The sequence below is a fragment of the Candidatus Marinarcus aquaticus genome, from assembly GCF_004116335.1.
Lineage (GTDB): Bacteria > Campylobacterota > Campylobacteria > Campylobacterales > Arcobacteraceae > Marinarcus > Marinarcus aquaticus.
The window spans coordinates 137,937-153,301 of sequence record NZ_PDKN01000005.1 but is presented as its reverse complement, the minus strand read 5'-3'; the positions used below and the strand labels follow the sequence as shown (position 1 = coordinate 153,301).

Here is a 15,365-nt window from a genome sequence, read left to right as displayed (position 1 = left end):
TAAATTAGTTCATAAATTTAAAAAAAATTTTAGTTAGTAAAACGCATTGAAACACGAGAGCATCAATAAAAAGGGGTAACATGAATTTGGCCAATAACTACTTTTTACTCTATCACGGTACACAAATTGAGAAAGAGACAACATTTAATACCAATCAATATAAAAATAAAGCAGACTTTTTTGATATTGCCGCGTTGGTTCTATCTCCCACACGCAAAAATGCACAAAACTTTATTGGTCTGAATTCATTTAAAGAACTCGCTGAACAAATCTCAGACAGAGCACCTCACAATCTCAATGACTTATTGCAACTTCAACACTGTTTGATTGATGCCATTACAATTGATACACAAAATGAGGATTTAGAAAAACTCAATAAAGCCTTTACCTATTTAAAAGAGGAAGGAGTATTAGAAGAGGCCAACTACAATAAACTGCTCTCACTTTTTGACCCAAGTGAACTCTCCTCTAGAAATGATGAGAAAGAAACACTACCAACACACCATAACGATGAAGAGAAAAAAAGCTTCCATGAACACAAAGAGCAACTTGAAACATTGATTGCTGAACTTAAAACGCTATTTAACTCTGCAGAGTTCAAAGAGGAACTGGATAGCACACAAACGTACATGAACACACAAAAGTTCTCTATTGGTATTACTGGGGTTATGAATGCGGGTAAATCAACCATGCTTAATGCGCTTATGGGAAAAGAGATTTTAGGTAGTGCCGTTGTTCCAGAGACGGCCAATTTAACCATTGTAAAGTACAATGAAAACCCCAGTGCCAATGTCTTTTTTTGGAACAAACATGAGTGGGAGAACATTCACAGAAGTGCCACAGAGATTGAATCGATTGCTCAATTTTTACAAGAGACCAAAGATACTTTTGGGGATGAGTTAGAAGAGTATATTCTCCCTCAATCACGTTGTGAAGAGGTCGATATTAATAACTTAGCACTTTATACCTCTGCTGAAGCCAGCGGAAAAAAATGCAATTTAGTAAAATATGTTGAACTCAAATCGGATTTAGAGTTTTTAGCTGATGGCATTGAAATTGTGGATACTCCAGGATTGGATGACCCTGTTATTCAAAGAGAAGAAATCACTAAAGAGTACTTAAGTCAATGTGATTTGATGATACACTTAATGAATGTAAGCCAGAGTGCCACACTCAAAGATGTTGCGTTTATTATTGATGCCTTGTTGTATCAAAATATCTCCAAACTTTTAATTGTGATAACTCGAGCAGATATGGTCACTCCTAAAGAGCTTGAAGAGGTGATTAACTACACCAAAAGTTCGATTGAACAACAACTCAAAGCCCAAAACAAAGACAGTAAACTGGACTATATTTTAAATACCATTAAGTTTATTCCTATTTCGGGGCGTATGGCACTGTTACATCGAACAGGACGAGCACAAGAGGCCATTGATGCAGGTTACACTTTAGAGGATACAGGGATTTTAGAAATAGAGAATTATCTCAAAGAGACCCTATTTGGAAAAGATTCAAGCAAAACAGATTTGATTGTCAAATCGACCAAAACACAACTTCAAAAAACCATTGAAAAAGAGGTCAAATCCCTCAATTATGAAATCCTTCTTTTATCAAAATCTAAAGAAGAACTCGAAGCTGATTTACAAGAGTTTAACACTAAAAAAAGCACCAATGAGAAGATTTTTCAAGCCATGAGAGAGGACATTCATGTCTATAAAAATGATGCAAAAAACTACATGGAAACCTTGGAGACATTTTTAGAAAATGAGCTTTTAGATTTGCAAGTAGTAATCAAACAACGCATCTTTAATGACGTGCGATACTCATTTGAAAAGACAAAAAAACGTCCTGCTTCCTCACGAATTAAAACCATCATTGAAACGGCCATTAAAGATGGTATCATTGATGTGGTTCGAGACTATAGATATAAGTTTATTAAAAAATCTCAAGACATTGGAGAAGTGTGTGAACAAAAATATCACGATTTCGGATTTGTTCTAAGCCATAAAAATGACAACTTTGATGCTCGAGGTTTCTTTCAAGATGACTTTAAATCAGGGTTTTTAACCAGTTCCAATGAGGTATTGGTCACTCGAATTATTAATGAAGTAGCAAAAAGTAAAGCCAATAAACTGCCTGAAATGGACAGAAATATTGAGAAGTTTATCAAAGAGGAGTTTGAACCCATTGAAAGAAACATCAAAAGCAAAGCCAATGAAGTTTCTACTCAACTTATTGAGAGCTTCTTTAAAGCACTGCAAGAGCCATTGGATGTTTTTGAAGCCAAGCTGATTAAAGATGAAAAAACACTTCAAAATCAAATTGCACAGTTTGAAGAAAATGAAAAAAACAAAGAGAGTTTAACTCTTGAACTTCATCAAAAAATCAAGCAACTTGAAAACATTAACAAAGGACTTAAATCATGAGTATCTTAAGCAGTTTTGTTAAAGAGTATAAAGCCAACTTTGAACAAAAAGAAGAAGTTTTTGAGCAAGGATTAGTCGGTGACATCAAACGTGTGCGAGCCGCACTTTTGGATTCAAAATTTTTGCCTTCAAGTAAACTCAAAAATATTTTAGATAAACAAATACGCCGTGCCCGTTACCCAATGGAAGTTGCAATTACGGGACAATTTTCTTCAGGAAAATCAACCTTTTTAAATGCCCTACTTTCACGCAATATTTTACCAACAGGAATTACGCCTGTTACCTCTAAAGTAAACTTTATTAACTATGGAGAAGAGTACAAACTCAAAATCACTTATAAATCTGGAGCAGAAGAGTACGCACCCATTGATGCCATTGCAGAGTTTACAGACCAACGTCAAAAAGACATGGACGATATTAAATATCTGACACTCTATGCCCCTATGGATATCTTAAAAGATATCTCATTTGTCGATACCCCTGGTTTGAATTCGCAATCTCAAAGTGATACCGATACTACACGAAAAGTATTAAGAGACGTGGGTGGAATTATCTGGTTAACACTTATTGATAATGCAGGGAAAATGAGTGAGGCAGAAGTTCTGGAAGAGTACATGGAGCACTTCAAAAACAAATCATTGTGTGTTCTTAACCAAAAAGACAAATTCACCCCTGAACAAGTGGAGACCACCACCAAATATGTGAGTGAAAAATTTGCGAAATATTTTGCACAAGTCACACCTATTTCAGCAAAAATGGCATTGGAAGCTCGAGCTTTAGAAGAAGATGTCTTAATACAAGCCGAATACAACAAAGTCATTGACGAATTTAAAAAAGATTTAAAAGAGAATGATGTAGAAGATCTGCACTTTTTTGATGAAAAATTCAAAGCTTATAAAGAGGCAGTCAAAGCCATTCAGAATAAAGACAGCAGTATCAATCAACAATTCATCAAAGAATCCAATATTCAAGAAGTGCTTGACTTTATTGAAGAAAAAATCCGACCCCAAGCCGCTGAAGCAAAAGAGTTTGCGATTAAAAAAGATTTACGAAGTTTTTGCGATATTTTAATCAAAGAGTATGAAACCATCATTGCGGTATTTGATTCATTGGCAGATGTACTTAAAACAAGTGAGAGTGATATTTTAGAGAAGTTTGACCGTGTGCAACAAACCTATTCAAAAGAACTCTTTAGCATCTACAATGCACTTGAAGCCATCATGGAAAAGATGGCCAATGAGACTTTTAAAAATATCAAAAAACAAAAAGCGCACAGATATGAACAGAAGAACTCACTTTTAAGTAAAGATAAGTATGAAAAAATTGAGTATGAGACATACTGGATTGATTCAGACAATGTCTATAAAAATCTCTTTTACGATGACCAAACAGTGGATAAACTCTTTAAGCGAGCGATTAAAGAGCTTAAACAAATTGAGCTTTCAAGTGCAGAAGATTTTAGAAATGTCTATCGAACCCTTAAGCACAACGTCCAACGTTGGCAAGAGCCTTATGAACTTATCAGAAAGCATCGTGAAATTGCTTCTGATTCTGAGTTTTCTATTACACGACACTTTGCAGCCAAAGCGTATGAGAATATTTTAAGAAACTACCATCGAGCCATTTTAGAAAACATCTCAGCACTTCGTAAAAAGTTTGCTTATTTTAATGGTGCATTGAGTTACAGCTACATTCAAACCACACAAGCAACCATTGCGCACTTTGAACAACAAATTGCTGAATCTGTGGCACTGTATGAAAAAGAACCGACGAAATTTACCATTCATCATCCAAGAGAAGATGAAATCCTGACCAAACTCAAAGCCAATTTTGGATTTGAAAAAATAGAGGATTTTTTAACCTCAAAACGAAACTACTTGTTTAAAATTATCAAATACTCAAAAGAGCAATATTTGGAAATCAATCAAGAGCGAATCGAATTTGTTGAGTCTAAAAAAAGTCTTTATTTAGATAAAATCAATGATTTAAAAGCGATTAAAAAAAGCATTTAAGCAAGAGACGTTAATACTCTCTTGCTTTGGCATTTTTCATAATTAATAAAACGCCAATAACCGCAGCGATAAACGAAGCAAAAAATACACCCAATTTCACAGCATCAATCAGACTTTCATCTAAAAATGCCAAATGCGTGATGAAAATTGACATGGTAAACCCAATCCCTCCTAAGAAACCAACCGCCATGATATCACTCCAGTTCATCTCATCGGGTTTTTGAATCAGCTTCATTTTAGTCGCCAAATAAGTAAATCCAAAGATACCAATAGGTTTTCCAACAACAAGCCCTAATACCACCCCTAAAACAATCATAAAATGCGTCGATACGGTAGAAGGATTAATCACCACGCCCGCATTGGAAAACGCGAACAGAGGCATAATAAAAAAAGCTGAGAAGTTGTGTAAACCATGTTCGAGTTTCACTAAAGGATTTTGCACATTATCATAAGCATATGCAATGTTTTCTAATGCATCCATCTGCTTATGACTTAAAAGATTAATCGAATTAGAGTGTTCCTCAAACTCTTTAATGGCATACTGTGTGCTTTCTATAAAATGTATCTCATTGATTTTTGAACGAATAGGAACAGCAAAAGCTAAAAGTACTCCTGCAATGGTTGCATGTATTCCAATTTTATGAATAAAAATCCATAACAATACTCCTAAAATCAAATAAGGCCAAAGTTTAGTGATACCTTTAAAATTCATCAACCACATCATGGCATAAATGACAATGGCTGGTAAAAAGTATTGAGATTGAATTTCTGCTGTATATACAGTGGCAACGACTAAAACAGCACCCAAATCATCCACCACTGCAAGTGCCACTAAAAAAAGTTTAATAGCAGGATTAACACGTTTTCCTAAGAGCATCAAGATACCCAAGGCAAAAGCAATATCTGTGGCCATTGGAATACCAAATCCAAGTGGGTTATCTAAGTTTAATCCCACATAAATAAGTGCAGGTACAACCATACCACCTAAAGCTGCCACAACAGGAAAAGAGGCTTTTTGCACACTTGAAAGTTCACCACAAGCGAGTTCTCGTTTGATTTCTAAACCCACCATTAAAAAAAACAGCGACATTAAACCATCATCAATCCAATGTGTTAAGTCCATAGAGATGGTGGAATCACCTAAAGTCACCCCTAAAGGCATGTGCCATAATTGGTAGTATTCATCTCCCCACGAAGAGTTGGCTACCACAACAGCTAAAAAGGTCGCGATAAAAAGAATAATACCACTGAGCGACTCTTTTGAAACATATCTTTGAAAACTTTTCAACTGACTTATCATACAAAATCCTGTAAAATTTTTTTTATTTTATCAAGGGATTCTTATGCTTATATTAAATATTTCCCTTAAATAGGGATTGGGAATTAACTTTTGTTGATTTTATAGGCAAAGTAAAGACCTAAAATAAGAAAAACTGCAAGATAGAGATACGGATGCTCTGGAACAGGCATGGTTAAAACTCCTTTATAATTTTAAAGAGGAGTTTACTCCTCTTTTTTTTCGCACGACTCTTTTTTGCATGACGTATTAATTTTTAAAGGACAATACAAAGGGCACCATCCGATTAAACCCGTTGCTAAAGGAATAATTCCAATAACTCCCAACCAACTTTGAGCCACAACCCCATAAGCAATAATCGCAATACCTACAATAATTCGAAGTGTTTTATCAATTCCACCTACATTTTTTTGCATCATACATCCTTTTATAATATAATAATAAATTATACAAAAAAGTTGTCACATTCAGATTTCTTTCGGTAATTCAATGGTAATCATTGCCCCTTTATGGTGCTCATTGTCATACTCAAATTCAATATTTTGTGCACTGATCTTCCCTTTAAGATGTTTGGTTACAATCTCTTTACACATATAAAGTCCAATACCCGTACCATGTTTACTCTGTTTGGTGGTAAAATAAGGATCAAAAATCTTTTCAACAATCTTTTCAGGTATCCCAAAACCACTGTCTTTAATTTTAATGATCACCTTATTGTTCTGTTCATACACATCAATAAAAATAAGTTTTTGACCCTTTAATGTGCTTAATTGATCTTTGGCATTATTAAAAATATTGATTAAGACCTGTATGAGTTCATTGTCCAAAGAGTAGAGTTGTACTTCTTGGATATTTTTCACAAAAACAATACCTCTGTTTTGAAACTGTGCTTGAATGAGTTTAAAAGTTTTTTCAAATGCATCTTCAATCATAAAATGCTTTTTTGTTTTTTGTGGAATAAAAAAATTTCTAAAATCATCAATGGTTTGTGCCAAATATTGAGCTGAAGTAGTAATTACATCTAAAAATGAATCAAACTCTTTTTGATTGAGACTCTTCATTTCATATTTCAAACTCAATCCCGTAGCACTTGAAGTGATTGCGGAAAGTGGCTGCCTCCATTGATGTGCAATGTTGCCTATCATCTCTCCCATGGCGGCCATTTTTGATTGTTGCGCCAAAATATTTTGCTGAATAGCATCGTGTTTGGCATGCTCATTAATGGTTCTCTTATACTCATTAAACTTATTTTGAAGCATTTTAGAGACATAGGTTGAAATAAGTAAAAGAATCAAAGTTAAACTTGCTGTTGCCAAAATAATCTTAAGCACGTGCTCATCAAACTCTCTGTCAATATCTTTTTTCATGGATGTTAAAAGACGTTTCATATCATCTTCATAAAAACCTTTCCCAATAATCCAATTCCACGGCTTAAATCCTATTACATAACTGGTTTTTTCAACAAATTCAGAATCATTCTTATGGTGTTCATACTCTATATATCCTCCTGCATTTTCAGCTCTGCTTTTTATGTGTGAAAAAGAGATTTCATTGGAGAGATTTTTTTGTAATTGAGGCAAATCTTGTGCTAAAAAAAGGTTTTTGTCTTGTAGTTTTTTATTGGGATGTAAAAGAAAATCACCCTCATAATTGAGAATAAACATGTAATTATTATTAGACGATGTGAGCCGTTCAATGGTTTGCAAAATATGTTTTTGTTGTGCTTGTTCAAACTCATCGACATACTCTCCCGTACCAATATACCAACCATACGGTTTAAACTTTTTATTAAATCCGATTTTTTTATAACTGTGTTCAAAGTCATTGGGTTTATGATACGACCAAGAGAGGAACCCTTCATTCTCTTTTTTAAGTTGTTCAATAATTTCACGTGTTAAATAACGTCCTGAGCCCTCTTTAAAGTTATAAAAGCTGCTGCCTTCAAGAGATTTATTAATGGGCAATAAAATACATTTATAATCAAAAGAGTAGATAAAAAAGTAGCCTCTTCCATCATTAAAACGAATTGCTCTTAACGCATCTTTGATGAGTTTTGTAACAGCATTTTTCCCTTTATGTTGGTGTTCATTGTAGATTTCTGTCGCAATGGCATGTGCTTCATAGACTCTGTGTTTCAAAGATTCACGCAGTTTTTTTTCTGTAGAGGCTTGCTCTTTTTGAATATAGGTGTGTATCTTTTCAACATCATTTTTTATCTCTTTTTTGCTGGAAAGCATAAAGTTTTGTTCCAACTCTTTTTTTTCTATTTCATACGAGATTTTATTCTCTGTATATAAAAAAAATGTTAAAACTACTGCCAAAAAAAGAATAAATATTGCAGGAGAATATTTAATTATTTTTAATATACGTTGTTCACTTTTATACATTATTTAGCCCTTGAAATGCAAATTCTATCAAATTTTATTTAACAAATCAACAATATTATTTATGTTACAATTTGGCATGTATAACTTAAAATATATTCAACACTATCCAAAAGAGTTGCAACAACAAGTCACTCATCTGATTCAACAGAACAGATTAAAAGATTATTTGCTTCAAAAATATCCCCAAATGCATGATGTCAACAATGACAAACGGTTGTATGAATTTGTCATGGAGTATAAAAATGAACACTTTAAAAAGTATCAGCTTTCAAAAGTTGCCTATGACTCCAAATTGCAATGTAACAACTCTTTAGGAAACAACATTTTCGTCACACGTATTCAAGGCAATAAACTCAAAACCAAAAACAATATCAATATTGCTACGGTGTTTAAAAAAGCACCTTTTTCTTTTTTAGAGATGATTGTGGTGCATGAACTTGCTCATTTGAAAATCAAAGAGCACAACAAAGCGTTTTACAACTTATGTCAACATGTTCAAGAAAACTATGCACAAATTGAGTTCGATTTTAGACTCTTTTTAACCCACATTGAGCATGATAAAAATCCTTTTACCTGATTTTTTTACATCTTAATGACATAAGGGTGTAAACAAAATGTCTCAATTTTTTCGGGTAATAACGTAACACAGCTCCAAAAATTCCCTAAAAAAACCCTTATTTCTTTAAAAAAGCCTTAAAATAGGCTTTCTTAAGTTTTTATCCACTTGCATCGCTATTTTTTGTATATATAATGACCTATAAAAGAAGGTGATATGCCTCTTTTTTTCCTTTTTTACACACTTTAGTCGTTTCAAGTAGCATTATGTGTATAATCTACAGTTTAAGTTTAATTTTCATTTAACATTTATTTTGAGAAACTAACAAAAATTAAAACAATTGGAGAAAATATGAAAGCTTCAGATCTATTTGTAAAAGCTTTGGAAAACGAAGGTGTTGAATATATTTTTGGTATCCCAGGTGAAGAGAACTTGGACCTTCTTGAATCATTACGAGAATCTAAAATCAAACTTATTTTAACAAGACATGAGCAAGGTGCAGGTTTTATGGCAGCGACCTATGGTCGATTAACAGGTAAAGTGGGTGTATGTTTAGCAACACTTGGGCCTGGAGCAACCAACTTTGCAACAGCTGCAGCGTATGCACAACTTGGTGGTATGCCAATGTTGATGATTACAGGACAAAAACCAATTAAAAAATCGAAACAAGGGCGATTCCAAATTGTTGATATTGTTGGTATGATGAAACCCATGACAAAATATGCAAAACAAGTTGTAAATGGTAATAACATCCCTTCAATGGTAAGAGAAGCATTCAAAATTGCAACTTTAGAGCGTCCAGGTGCCGTTCATATTGAACTTCCTGAAGATATTGCTGCGGAAGAAGTGGATGACAACATCTATCCAGTGCAAACATTCAAATACCCATATGCAGATAAAACAGCCATTTTAGATGCGGTTAAAATGATTGAAAAAGCAAAACGACCATTGCTTTGTATTGGTGGTGGGGCAAACCGAACACGAATCGGCAATGCATTAACAGATTTCGTTAACGACACAGGTATTCCATTCTTCTCTACTCAAATGGGTAAAGGGGTTATTGATGAGAACCACAAACTTTGTTTATCAACTGCGGCACTCTCTAAAGATGACTTTATTCACTGTGCCATTGACAGAGCGGACTTAATCATCAACGTTGGTCACGATGTTATTGAAAAACCACCATTTTTCATGGAAAATACGCCAGATGCAACCAAAGTTTTACACATCAATTTCTTCCCATCTGAAGTAGACGATACTTATTTCCCACAAATGGACCTTATTGGGGACATCGCTTCAAACATGAACCAAATCACCAACGCCATTTCAAAACAAGAGCACTGGGATTTTGATTATTATGTACGATTAGCCGATGAGATTCGAACACGATTGAACAAATACTTTGGTGATACACGATTCCCAATCTTACCTCAAAAAGCTGTAAGAACCATCCGACAAACACTCAATGATGAAGATATCGTTACTCTTGACAACGGAGTATATAAAATTTGGTTTGCAAGAAACTACCGATGTGCACAACCAAATACACTTCTTTTAGATAATGCTCTTGCAACAATGGGTGCAGGTCTTCCATCTGGAATGGGAGCTAAAATGGTACATCCTGAAAGAAAAGTTGTTTCTGTGTGTGGTGATGGTGGATTCATGATGAACTCACAAGAGCTTGAAACGGCTGTAAGATTAGGTTTAGACTTAACTGTTATTATTCTAAATGACAATGCATACGGTATGATCAAATGGAAACAAGCAGGTATGGGATTTGATAACTTCGGTCTTGACTTAGGAAACCCTGATTTTGTTAAATATGCAGAGTCATATGGAGCAACAGGTCACCGACCAACATCTTGTGAAGAGTTTGAAAAAACACTTTCTGAGTGTGTAAATGGAAAAGGTGTTCATTTAATTGATTTAGCAGTAGATTATTCACTCAATCACGCCATTTTAAATGAACTGTTAGCTAAAAAAGAGTGTATGCTATAATAAACAAAATTTATCAATAATAAAAGGAATGCAATGAGTACAATAGAAGTAACATCACCATTTGACGGAAAAGTAGTAGGAGAAGTACCATTTAAAACAGTTGAAGAAGTAGAAGCAGCGATTGATTTAGCACATGCAACTTTCTTAGACCACAAAAATGCTTTACCTAAATACAAAAGAGTAGAGATCTTAGAAAAAGTTGCTGAGATCATGTCTTCTCAAGTTGATGAGTTAACAAAACTGTGTGCGAGCGAAGGTGGTAAACCTTGGATGGATTCACAAGTTGAAGTTTACAGAGCCATCAATGGTGTTAAACTTGCTATTGAAGCATTAAGTGCACAAGAGGGGAAAGAGATTGCAATGGGTCACACTGCTTCATCTGCAAACAGAATGGCATATACATTTAAAGAACCTATTGGAGTGGTTGCAGCAATTTCTGCATTCAACCACCCATTTAACTTAGCCGTTCACCAAGTCATTCCAGCGATTGCAGTGGGGTGTCCAGTTGTAATTAAACCTGCAACTCAAACTCCAATGTCTGCAATTCGATTGGTTGAAATCTTAGAAGAAGCAGGTCTTCCAAAAGGTTGGGCACAAGCAGTTGTTTGTGATAGAAACGGTGGAGAACTTTTAGCAACATCTCCAAAAGTAAATTTCTTAACATTTATTGGTTCTGGTGCAGTTGGATGGTACTTAAACTCTAAAGTTGCAAACGGTACAAGAGTAGCGTTAGAGCACGGTGGAGTCGCACCTGTTATCGTTGAGCCAGATGCTGATATTGCTGATTTAATTCCGTCAATTGGTAAAGGTGGTTTCTACCATGCAGGTCAAGTGTGTGTATCGGTTCAAAGAGTATTTGTACACGAATCAATTTGTGAAGAAGTAGCAACTAAATTAGCCAATTACGCTTCTAACTTAGTTGTAGGAGATCAGTTAGACCCTAAAACGGAAGTAGGTCCATTAATCAACAACAATGAAGTTGACAGAGTTGAAGAGTGGGTCAATGAAGCTATAACTAAAGGTGGAAAAATCTTAACTGGTGGTAAGAGAATCTCTGCATCGTGTTATGAACCAACGGTTATTTTAAACCCTGCAGATGATGCACTTGTGTCAACTAAAGAGGTATTTGGACCAGTTGTTTGTGTTTACTCTTACAACGATATGGAAGAGGCAATTGACAGAGCAAACCAATTAGAAGTCTCTTTCCAAGCAGCCGTATTTACTAAAAACATCGACAATGCATTAAGAGCAGTAAAACGACTTAATGGTACGGCCATTATGGTCAATGACCATACTGCATTCAGAGTTGACTGGATGCCATTTGGTGGTGCAAAAGCATCAGGACTTGGATTAGGTGGTATTCATCACTCTATGGAAGAGATGACCAACGAAAAAATGATGGTTATCAAATCACCTGTGCTGTAATCACACACCATTTTCTTTCTTTTAAAAGGGAGGCCTTCGGGCTTTCCTTTTTTTTATACACAATTTTGATACAATAATTTCATGAAAAAAGTAATGACTCTGTTATGCCTGAGCACATGGCTCTTTGGCTTCTCACTAGAAACACTGCAAAGTAAGTTTTACACTGATGTAATTGAGAAGAACATCTATAAACACCATTTTCAATCTTTTTTGCAAAAAGAGTGCACTATTACCGATGAATTCTGTATTGACAAAACCATACAGCGTCTAAAAACGTGGGAATCCACACAAGATAATCGATATTTACAATACCGTCTTAATGAACGTTCACAAGAAATTTTATTAACGCCTTTGCAAGTTCAAAAAATAAAAAACCAAATTCTTAAATTGGTTCAAACCAAAAATATCACAACATCACAGTACATCACTTTTATCAATTTGCAACTGCAACGTTTGAGTATTACTTTTTATGATGCGTCAAACAAAGAGGTATACATCATTGGAACGGACCTGATTTCAACAGGCAACATGGAAAAAGAAAAAGAGGTCAAAAAAGGAGAAGACCACTATTTAAAAACACCCAGTGGCATTTTTAAAAACCTCAAAGGATGGCGTTCAGATGGGGAGTTTAATCCCGTTAAAAAAACTTTAGGATATGGTCAAAAAGGTCGATTTGTTTTCTACTTTGGACGACAACCCTCCGTTCGATACAACACTTTTGACAAAAATAATAATAAAATCTCTAATCCTTTGGATTACAAACTGATTAAAGATGATTTAGAGTTTGCCATGCATTCACATGAATCAACTAAAAAAATGGGGCAACCCCACTCACATGGATGCATTCGAATCACACATGAACTCAACCTTTTTTTAGATGAAGAGTTAATCTTGCATGCCAATAATTTAAAAAATGGTCGTTGGATGAATCTCTCAAAAGCTCCTGAAGATTATAAGAATAAGAGTTATTCCGGTCAATATCTGCTCGTTGTGGATAAAATTTAATAGACTCTTGTTTAAATTTGTATTATAATAGCCAAGGGATAACCCCAACTTCAAATCAAATAGGTTAATGACGTGGATGATTCAAACTCTGTTAAAAGTACGTACCGTGCGTATGATCCCATTTATGACAAAGTAGCGGAGATTTCTACACTTATTCGGGCAAAACAAGACTTCGATGGTGCAGCAAAAATTGCATTAGAGAATAACATTACACTCGAAGAAATTGTCAATAAAACCATGAAACTTGGTATTTTTGATATTGCAAAACTGGCAGATCATATCAACAAACTCAAGTAAAGCTTCAATTTTTTTAAAAAATCTCACTTTTTTGCTTTTTTGCTTTAAAAAAAAGTCCATTTTTTTAAAAAATTTCATTGCTATAAAAGCCTAAAAAAGCCACCTCTTAAAAAAAATCATTTTTTTTAAATTCATTTTGAAATTTTTTTTCAACTTTTAGTTTATAATTCGATAAGTAGAATAAGGAAACGCTCGTTCAGAGGTCTCAAAAACTTCCCGCACCGCCAAATGCATAGAAAAGTTTTTGAGAATTGTTGATGTGTACTCTGCTATAAGAGTGCACTCATAGTAACAAATTAAACTTACTCGTAAGTTAAACAGGAGAAAGCCGATGTTAAAGTTTTTGTTGGTGCCATTATTGGTGTTCAACTTGTTCTTGTATGCCAATGAGATGCCATCAAGCCAAGAGGATTTACAAGTCAATGATGTGTGTGATACACTCTATGACCAATGTATTGAAAAATGCGATGAAAAAGAGACTGAAAATGTTGCATGTTATTCTAAGTGTGAAAACATTTACGAAGAGTGTGTGATTAAACAAGAACAACAAATTCAACAACAGTAACCCTTATTCTCCTTATTCTACAGATTGTCTCGGGAGAATAAAATGAGCGAATTTCTTTTAACAGATGAACAAAAACGAGAAGAGAAGAAAAAAAGAGATCTGTTAAGACAGTTAATCTGTGAAGTGGTACACGAATATAAAAACAATCGACGTTTGGATTCAGCCTCTTCAATCATAATTAATAACAATATTACATTTGAGGATATCGTTAACAGTACCGTTAAATTAAATATTAACAATTTAGCTGTACTTGCAGACAGAGTAATCAGTTTAAAACAATGAAAAAAAAGAGTAAAGAAGAATCACTACAAGCAATTGAAGGCATTAAGAACTTTGTTGCATTTTTAGACATGTTGAAACAACTCATTCGAACCCCATCAGTAATCGGTTCGGAACACTCTTTCTTTCTTTATTTAAAAAGAGAGTTAGAAGAGATTGGAATTCAAACATACTATTATGATGGATTATTAGTAGCACAAGGAAGCCATCCAAATCATGGAATGCTCAGTGCTCATATTGACCGTCATGGATTAGTTTGTACGGGTCCCAACGAGTTTCAATATGCTGCGTTTTTAGCTAAAAACCGCTCTGATTTAAAAGGAAACTCTGTATCAGAACAGACCTTTCAACAAATCACATCACGCTATTTAAATCAAAAAGTACAAGCGTATGAACCTTGGAGTGGAAGCTATTTAGGTATGGGTGAAATCACCAAAAGTTATATGTGTCCAGAGATTAATAACTTGGTATTTGAAATCAATGGCTTGGAACATTTGCAACCAGGAACGCCCATAGCCTTTAACGATAAACTGGAGAACAAAAGTGGTATTTTAAGTGCACAACTGGACAACGTTATCAGTGCAGCGATTATCATCTATTTGTATCAAAATGGGTATCAAGGTACTGCATTTTTCACTGCACAAGAAGAAGCAGGAAAATCGTGGCGTTATGTGCATGAGTGGTTTCAAAAAAAGAGACTCTTTACCAATGAATTGTTGGTTTTAGACACCAGTCCATATGATACAAGAGAACAAGCCGATGCGCAACAGATTGTTTTACGAAACAAAGATGCCAATGCACGATTCAAGTCACCATTGCTAAAGACACTTAAAACATTTTGTCATCACAACAACATAGCGTTTTCATGCAAAGATATGTACATTCAAGAGTTGAATAAACTAAGAAAAGAGAAACACCAACCTCTTCTGTCATTAGGTAGTACAGAGATGGGAAGAATTACAAAAGAGTCGCGAGGTGCCATTCAAGGAACCACACTGCAAATACCAACAACAGGTTATCATACTGTTGAAGAGAGTGCTTCAGTGTTATCGGTTAAAACGGTACTGTATATATTAACGCAACTCTATATTAAACAAAAACAAGAAAAAGGGAAATAA

General features: G+C 34.6%; 13 protein-coding genes. 10 read left to right on the top strand and 3 right to left on the bottom strand.

The window, feature by feature from the left end:
- The first annotated feature begins 80 nt into the window (after positions 1-80).
- On the top strand, positions 81-2,426 hold the full coding sequence (locus CRV04_RS08785) for a dynamin family protein (protein WP_128996471.1): 2,346 nt from the start codon (positions 81-83) through the stop codon (positions 2,424-2,426).
- Positions 2,423-4,438: a dynamin family protein gene (locus CRV04_RS08780; RefSeq protein ID WP_128996470.1), complete on the top strand. Its 2,016-nt coding sequence runs from the start codon at positions 2,423-2,425 to the stop codon at positions 4,436-4,438. The genes CRV04_RS08785 and CRV04_RS08780 overlap by 4 nt, the downstream gene beginning before the upstream one ends.
- Before the next feature lie 10 nt (positions 4,439-4,448).
- Here CRV04_RS08780 and nhaA read toward each other — a convergent pair whose 3' ends face one another.
- The 3 genes from nhaA to CRV04_RS08765 form a co-directional block, all read right to left on the bottom strand.
- Positions 4,449-5,738 (bottom strand): Na+/H+ antiporter NhaA, encoded by a 1,290-nt coding sequence (gene nhaA, locus CRV04_RS08775; protein ID WP_128996469.1) that lies wholly within the window; start codon positions 5,736-5,738, stop codon positions 4,449-4,451.
- Positions 5,739-5,941: 203 nt separating this feature from the next.
- On the bottom strand, positions 5,942-6,151 hold the full coding sequence (locus CRV04_RS08770) for a YgaP family membrane protein (RefSeq protein WP_128996468.1): 210 nt from the start codon (positions 6,149-6,151) through the stop codon (positions 5,942-5,944).
- A gap of 51 nt (positions 6,152-6,202) precedes the next feature.
- Positions 6,203-8,122 carry a sensor histidine kinase gene (locus CRV04_RS08765; RefSeq protein WP_128996467.1) on the bottom strand — a complete coding sequence of 640 codons (1,920 nt, stop codon included), beginning with the start codon at positions 8,120-8,122 and terminating at the stop codon, positions 6,203-6,205.
- Between the two features lie 61 nt (positions 8,123-8,183).
- On the opposite strand from CRV04_RS08765, the gene CRV04_RS08760 reads away from it, so the two are divergent.
- From CRV04_RS08760 to CRV04_RS08725, 8 genes are all read left to right on the top strand, one after another.
- On the top strand, positions 8,184-8,699 hold the full coding sequence (locus CRV04_RS08760) for a YgjP-like metallopeptidase domain-containing protein (protein ID WP_228126518.1): 516 nt from the start codon (positions 8,184-8,186) through the stop codon (positions 8,697-8,699).
- A 330-nt stretch (positions 8,700-9,029) separates the two neighbouring features.
- The gene (locus CRV04_RS08755) at positions 9,030-10,676 is read left to right on the top strand and encodes an acetolactate synthase large subunit (protein WP_128996466.1); all 1,647 of its coding nucleotides are present in this window, start codon (positions 9,030-9,032) and stop codon (positions 10,674-10,676) included.
- A 33-nt stretch (positions 10,677-10,709) separates the two neighbouring features.
- Positions 10,710-12,101 (top strand): aldehyde dehydrogenase family protein, encoded by a 1,392-nt coding sequence (locus CRV04_RS08750; RefSeq protein ID WP_128996465.1) that lies wholly within the window; start codon positions 10,710-10,712, stop codon positions 12,099-12,101.
- A gap of 81 nt (positions 12,102-12,182) precedes the next feature.
- The gene (locus tag CRV04_RS08745; protein ID WP_128996464.1) at positions 12,183-13,106 is read left to right on the top strand and encodes a hypothetical protein; all 924 of its coding nucleotides are present in this window, start codon (positions 12,183-12,185) and stop codon (positions 13,104-13,106) included.
- Between the two features lie 72 nt (positions 13,107-13,178).
- Positions 13,179-13,403 carry a hypothetical protein gene (locus tag CRV04_RS08740; RefSeq protein WP_128996463.1) on the top strand — a complete coding sequence of 75 codons (225 nt, stop codon included), beginning with the start codon at positions 13,179-13,181 and terminating at the stop codon, positions 13,401-13,403.
- Between the two features lie 331 nt (positions 13,404-13,734).
- A complete protein-coding gene (locus tag CRV04_RS08735; protein ID WP_128996462.1) occupies positions 13,735-13,968 on the top strand; it encodes a hypothetical protein in 234 nt (77 codons plus the stop codon).
- Between the two features lie 42 nt (positions 13,969-14,010).
- Positions 14,011-14,250 carry a hypothetical protein gene (locus CRV04_RS08730; RefSeq protein ID WP_128996461.1) on the top strand — a complete coding sequence of 80 codons (240 nt, stop codon included), beginning with the start codon at positions 14,011-14,013 and terminating at the stop codon, positions 14,248-14,250.
- Positions 14,247-15,365 (top strand): peptidase M42, encoded by a 1,119-nt coding sequence (locus CRV04_RS08725; RefSeq protein ID WP_128996460.1) that lies wholly within the window; start codon positions 14,247-14,249, stop codon positions 15,363-15,365. Before CRV04_RS08730 ends, CRV04_RS08725 begins: the two co-directional genes overlap by 4 nt.

Bases quoted from the DNA above. Each gene is read 5' to 3' on its own strand.
- CRV04_RS08785 (WP_128996471.1), top strand. From the start codon at position 81: ATGAATTTGGCCAATAACTACTTTTTACTCTATCACGGTACACAAATT.
- CRV04_RS08780 (WP_128996470.1), top strand. From the start codon at position 2,423: ATGAGTATCTTAAGCAGTTTTGTTAAAGAGTATAAAGCCAACTTTGAA.
- nhaA (WP_128996469.1), bottom strand. From the start codon at position 5,738: ATGATAAGTCAGTTGAAAAGTTTTCAAAGATATGTTTCAAAAGAGTCG.
- CRV04_RS08770 (WP_128996468.1), bottom strand. From the start codon at position 6,151: ATGCAAAAAAATGTAGGTGGAATTGATAAAACACTTCGAATTATTGTA.
- CRV04_RS08765 (WP_128996467.1), bottom strand. From the start codon at position 8,122: ATGTATAAAAGTGAACAACGTATATTAAAAATAATTAAATATTCTCCT.
- CRV04_RS08760 (WP_228126518.1), top strand. From the start codon at position 8,184: ATGTTACAATTTGGCATGTATAACTTAAAATATATTCAACACTATCCA.
- CRV04_RS08755 (WP_128996466.1), top strand. From the start codon at position 9,030: ATGAAAGCTTCAGATCTATTTGTAAAAGCTTTGGAAAACGAAGGTGTT.
- CRV04_RS08750 (WP_128996465.1), top strand. From the start codon at position 10,710: ATGAGTACAATAGAAGTAACATCACCATTTGACGGAAAAGTAGTAGGA.
- CRV04_RS08745 (WP_128996464.1), top strand. From the start codon at position 12,183: ATGAAAAAAGTAATGACTCTGTTATGCCTGAGCACATGGCTCTTTGGC.
- CRV04_RS08735 (WP_128996462.1), top strand. From the start codon at position 13,735: ATGTTAAAGTTTTTGTTGGTGCCATTATTGGTGTTCAACTTGTTCTTG.
- CRV04_RS08730 (WP_128996461.1), top strand. From the start codon at position 14,011: ATGAGCGAATTTCTTTTAACAGATGAACAAAAACGAGAAGAGAAGAAA.
- CRV04_RS08725 (WP_128996460.1), top strand. From the start codon at position 14,247: ATGAAAAAAAAGAGTAAAGAAGAATCACTACAAGCAATTGAAGGCATT.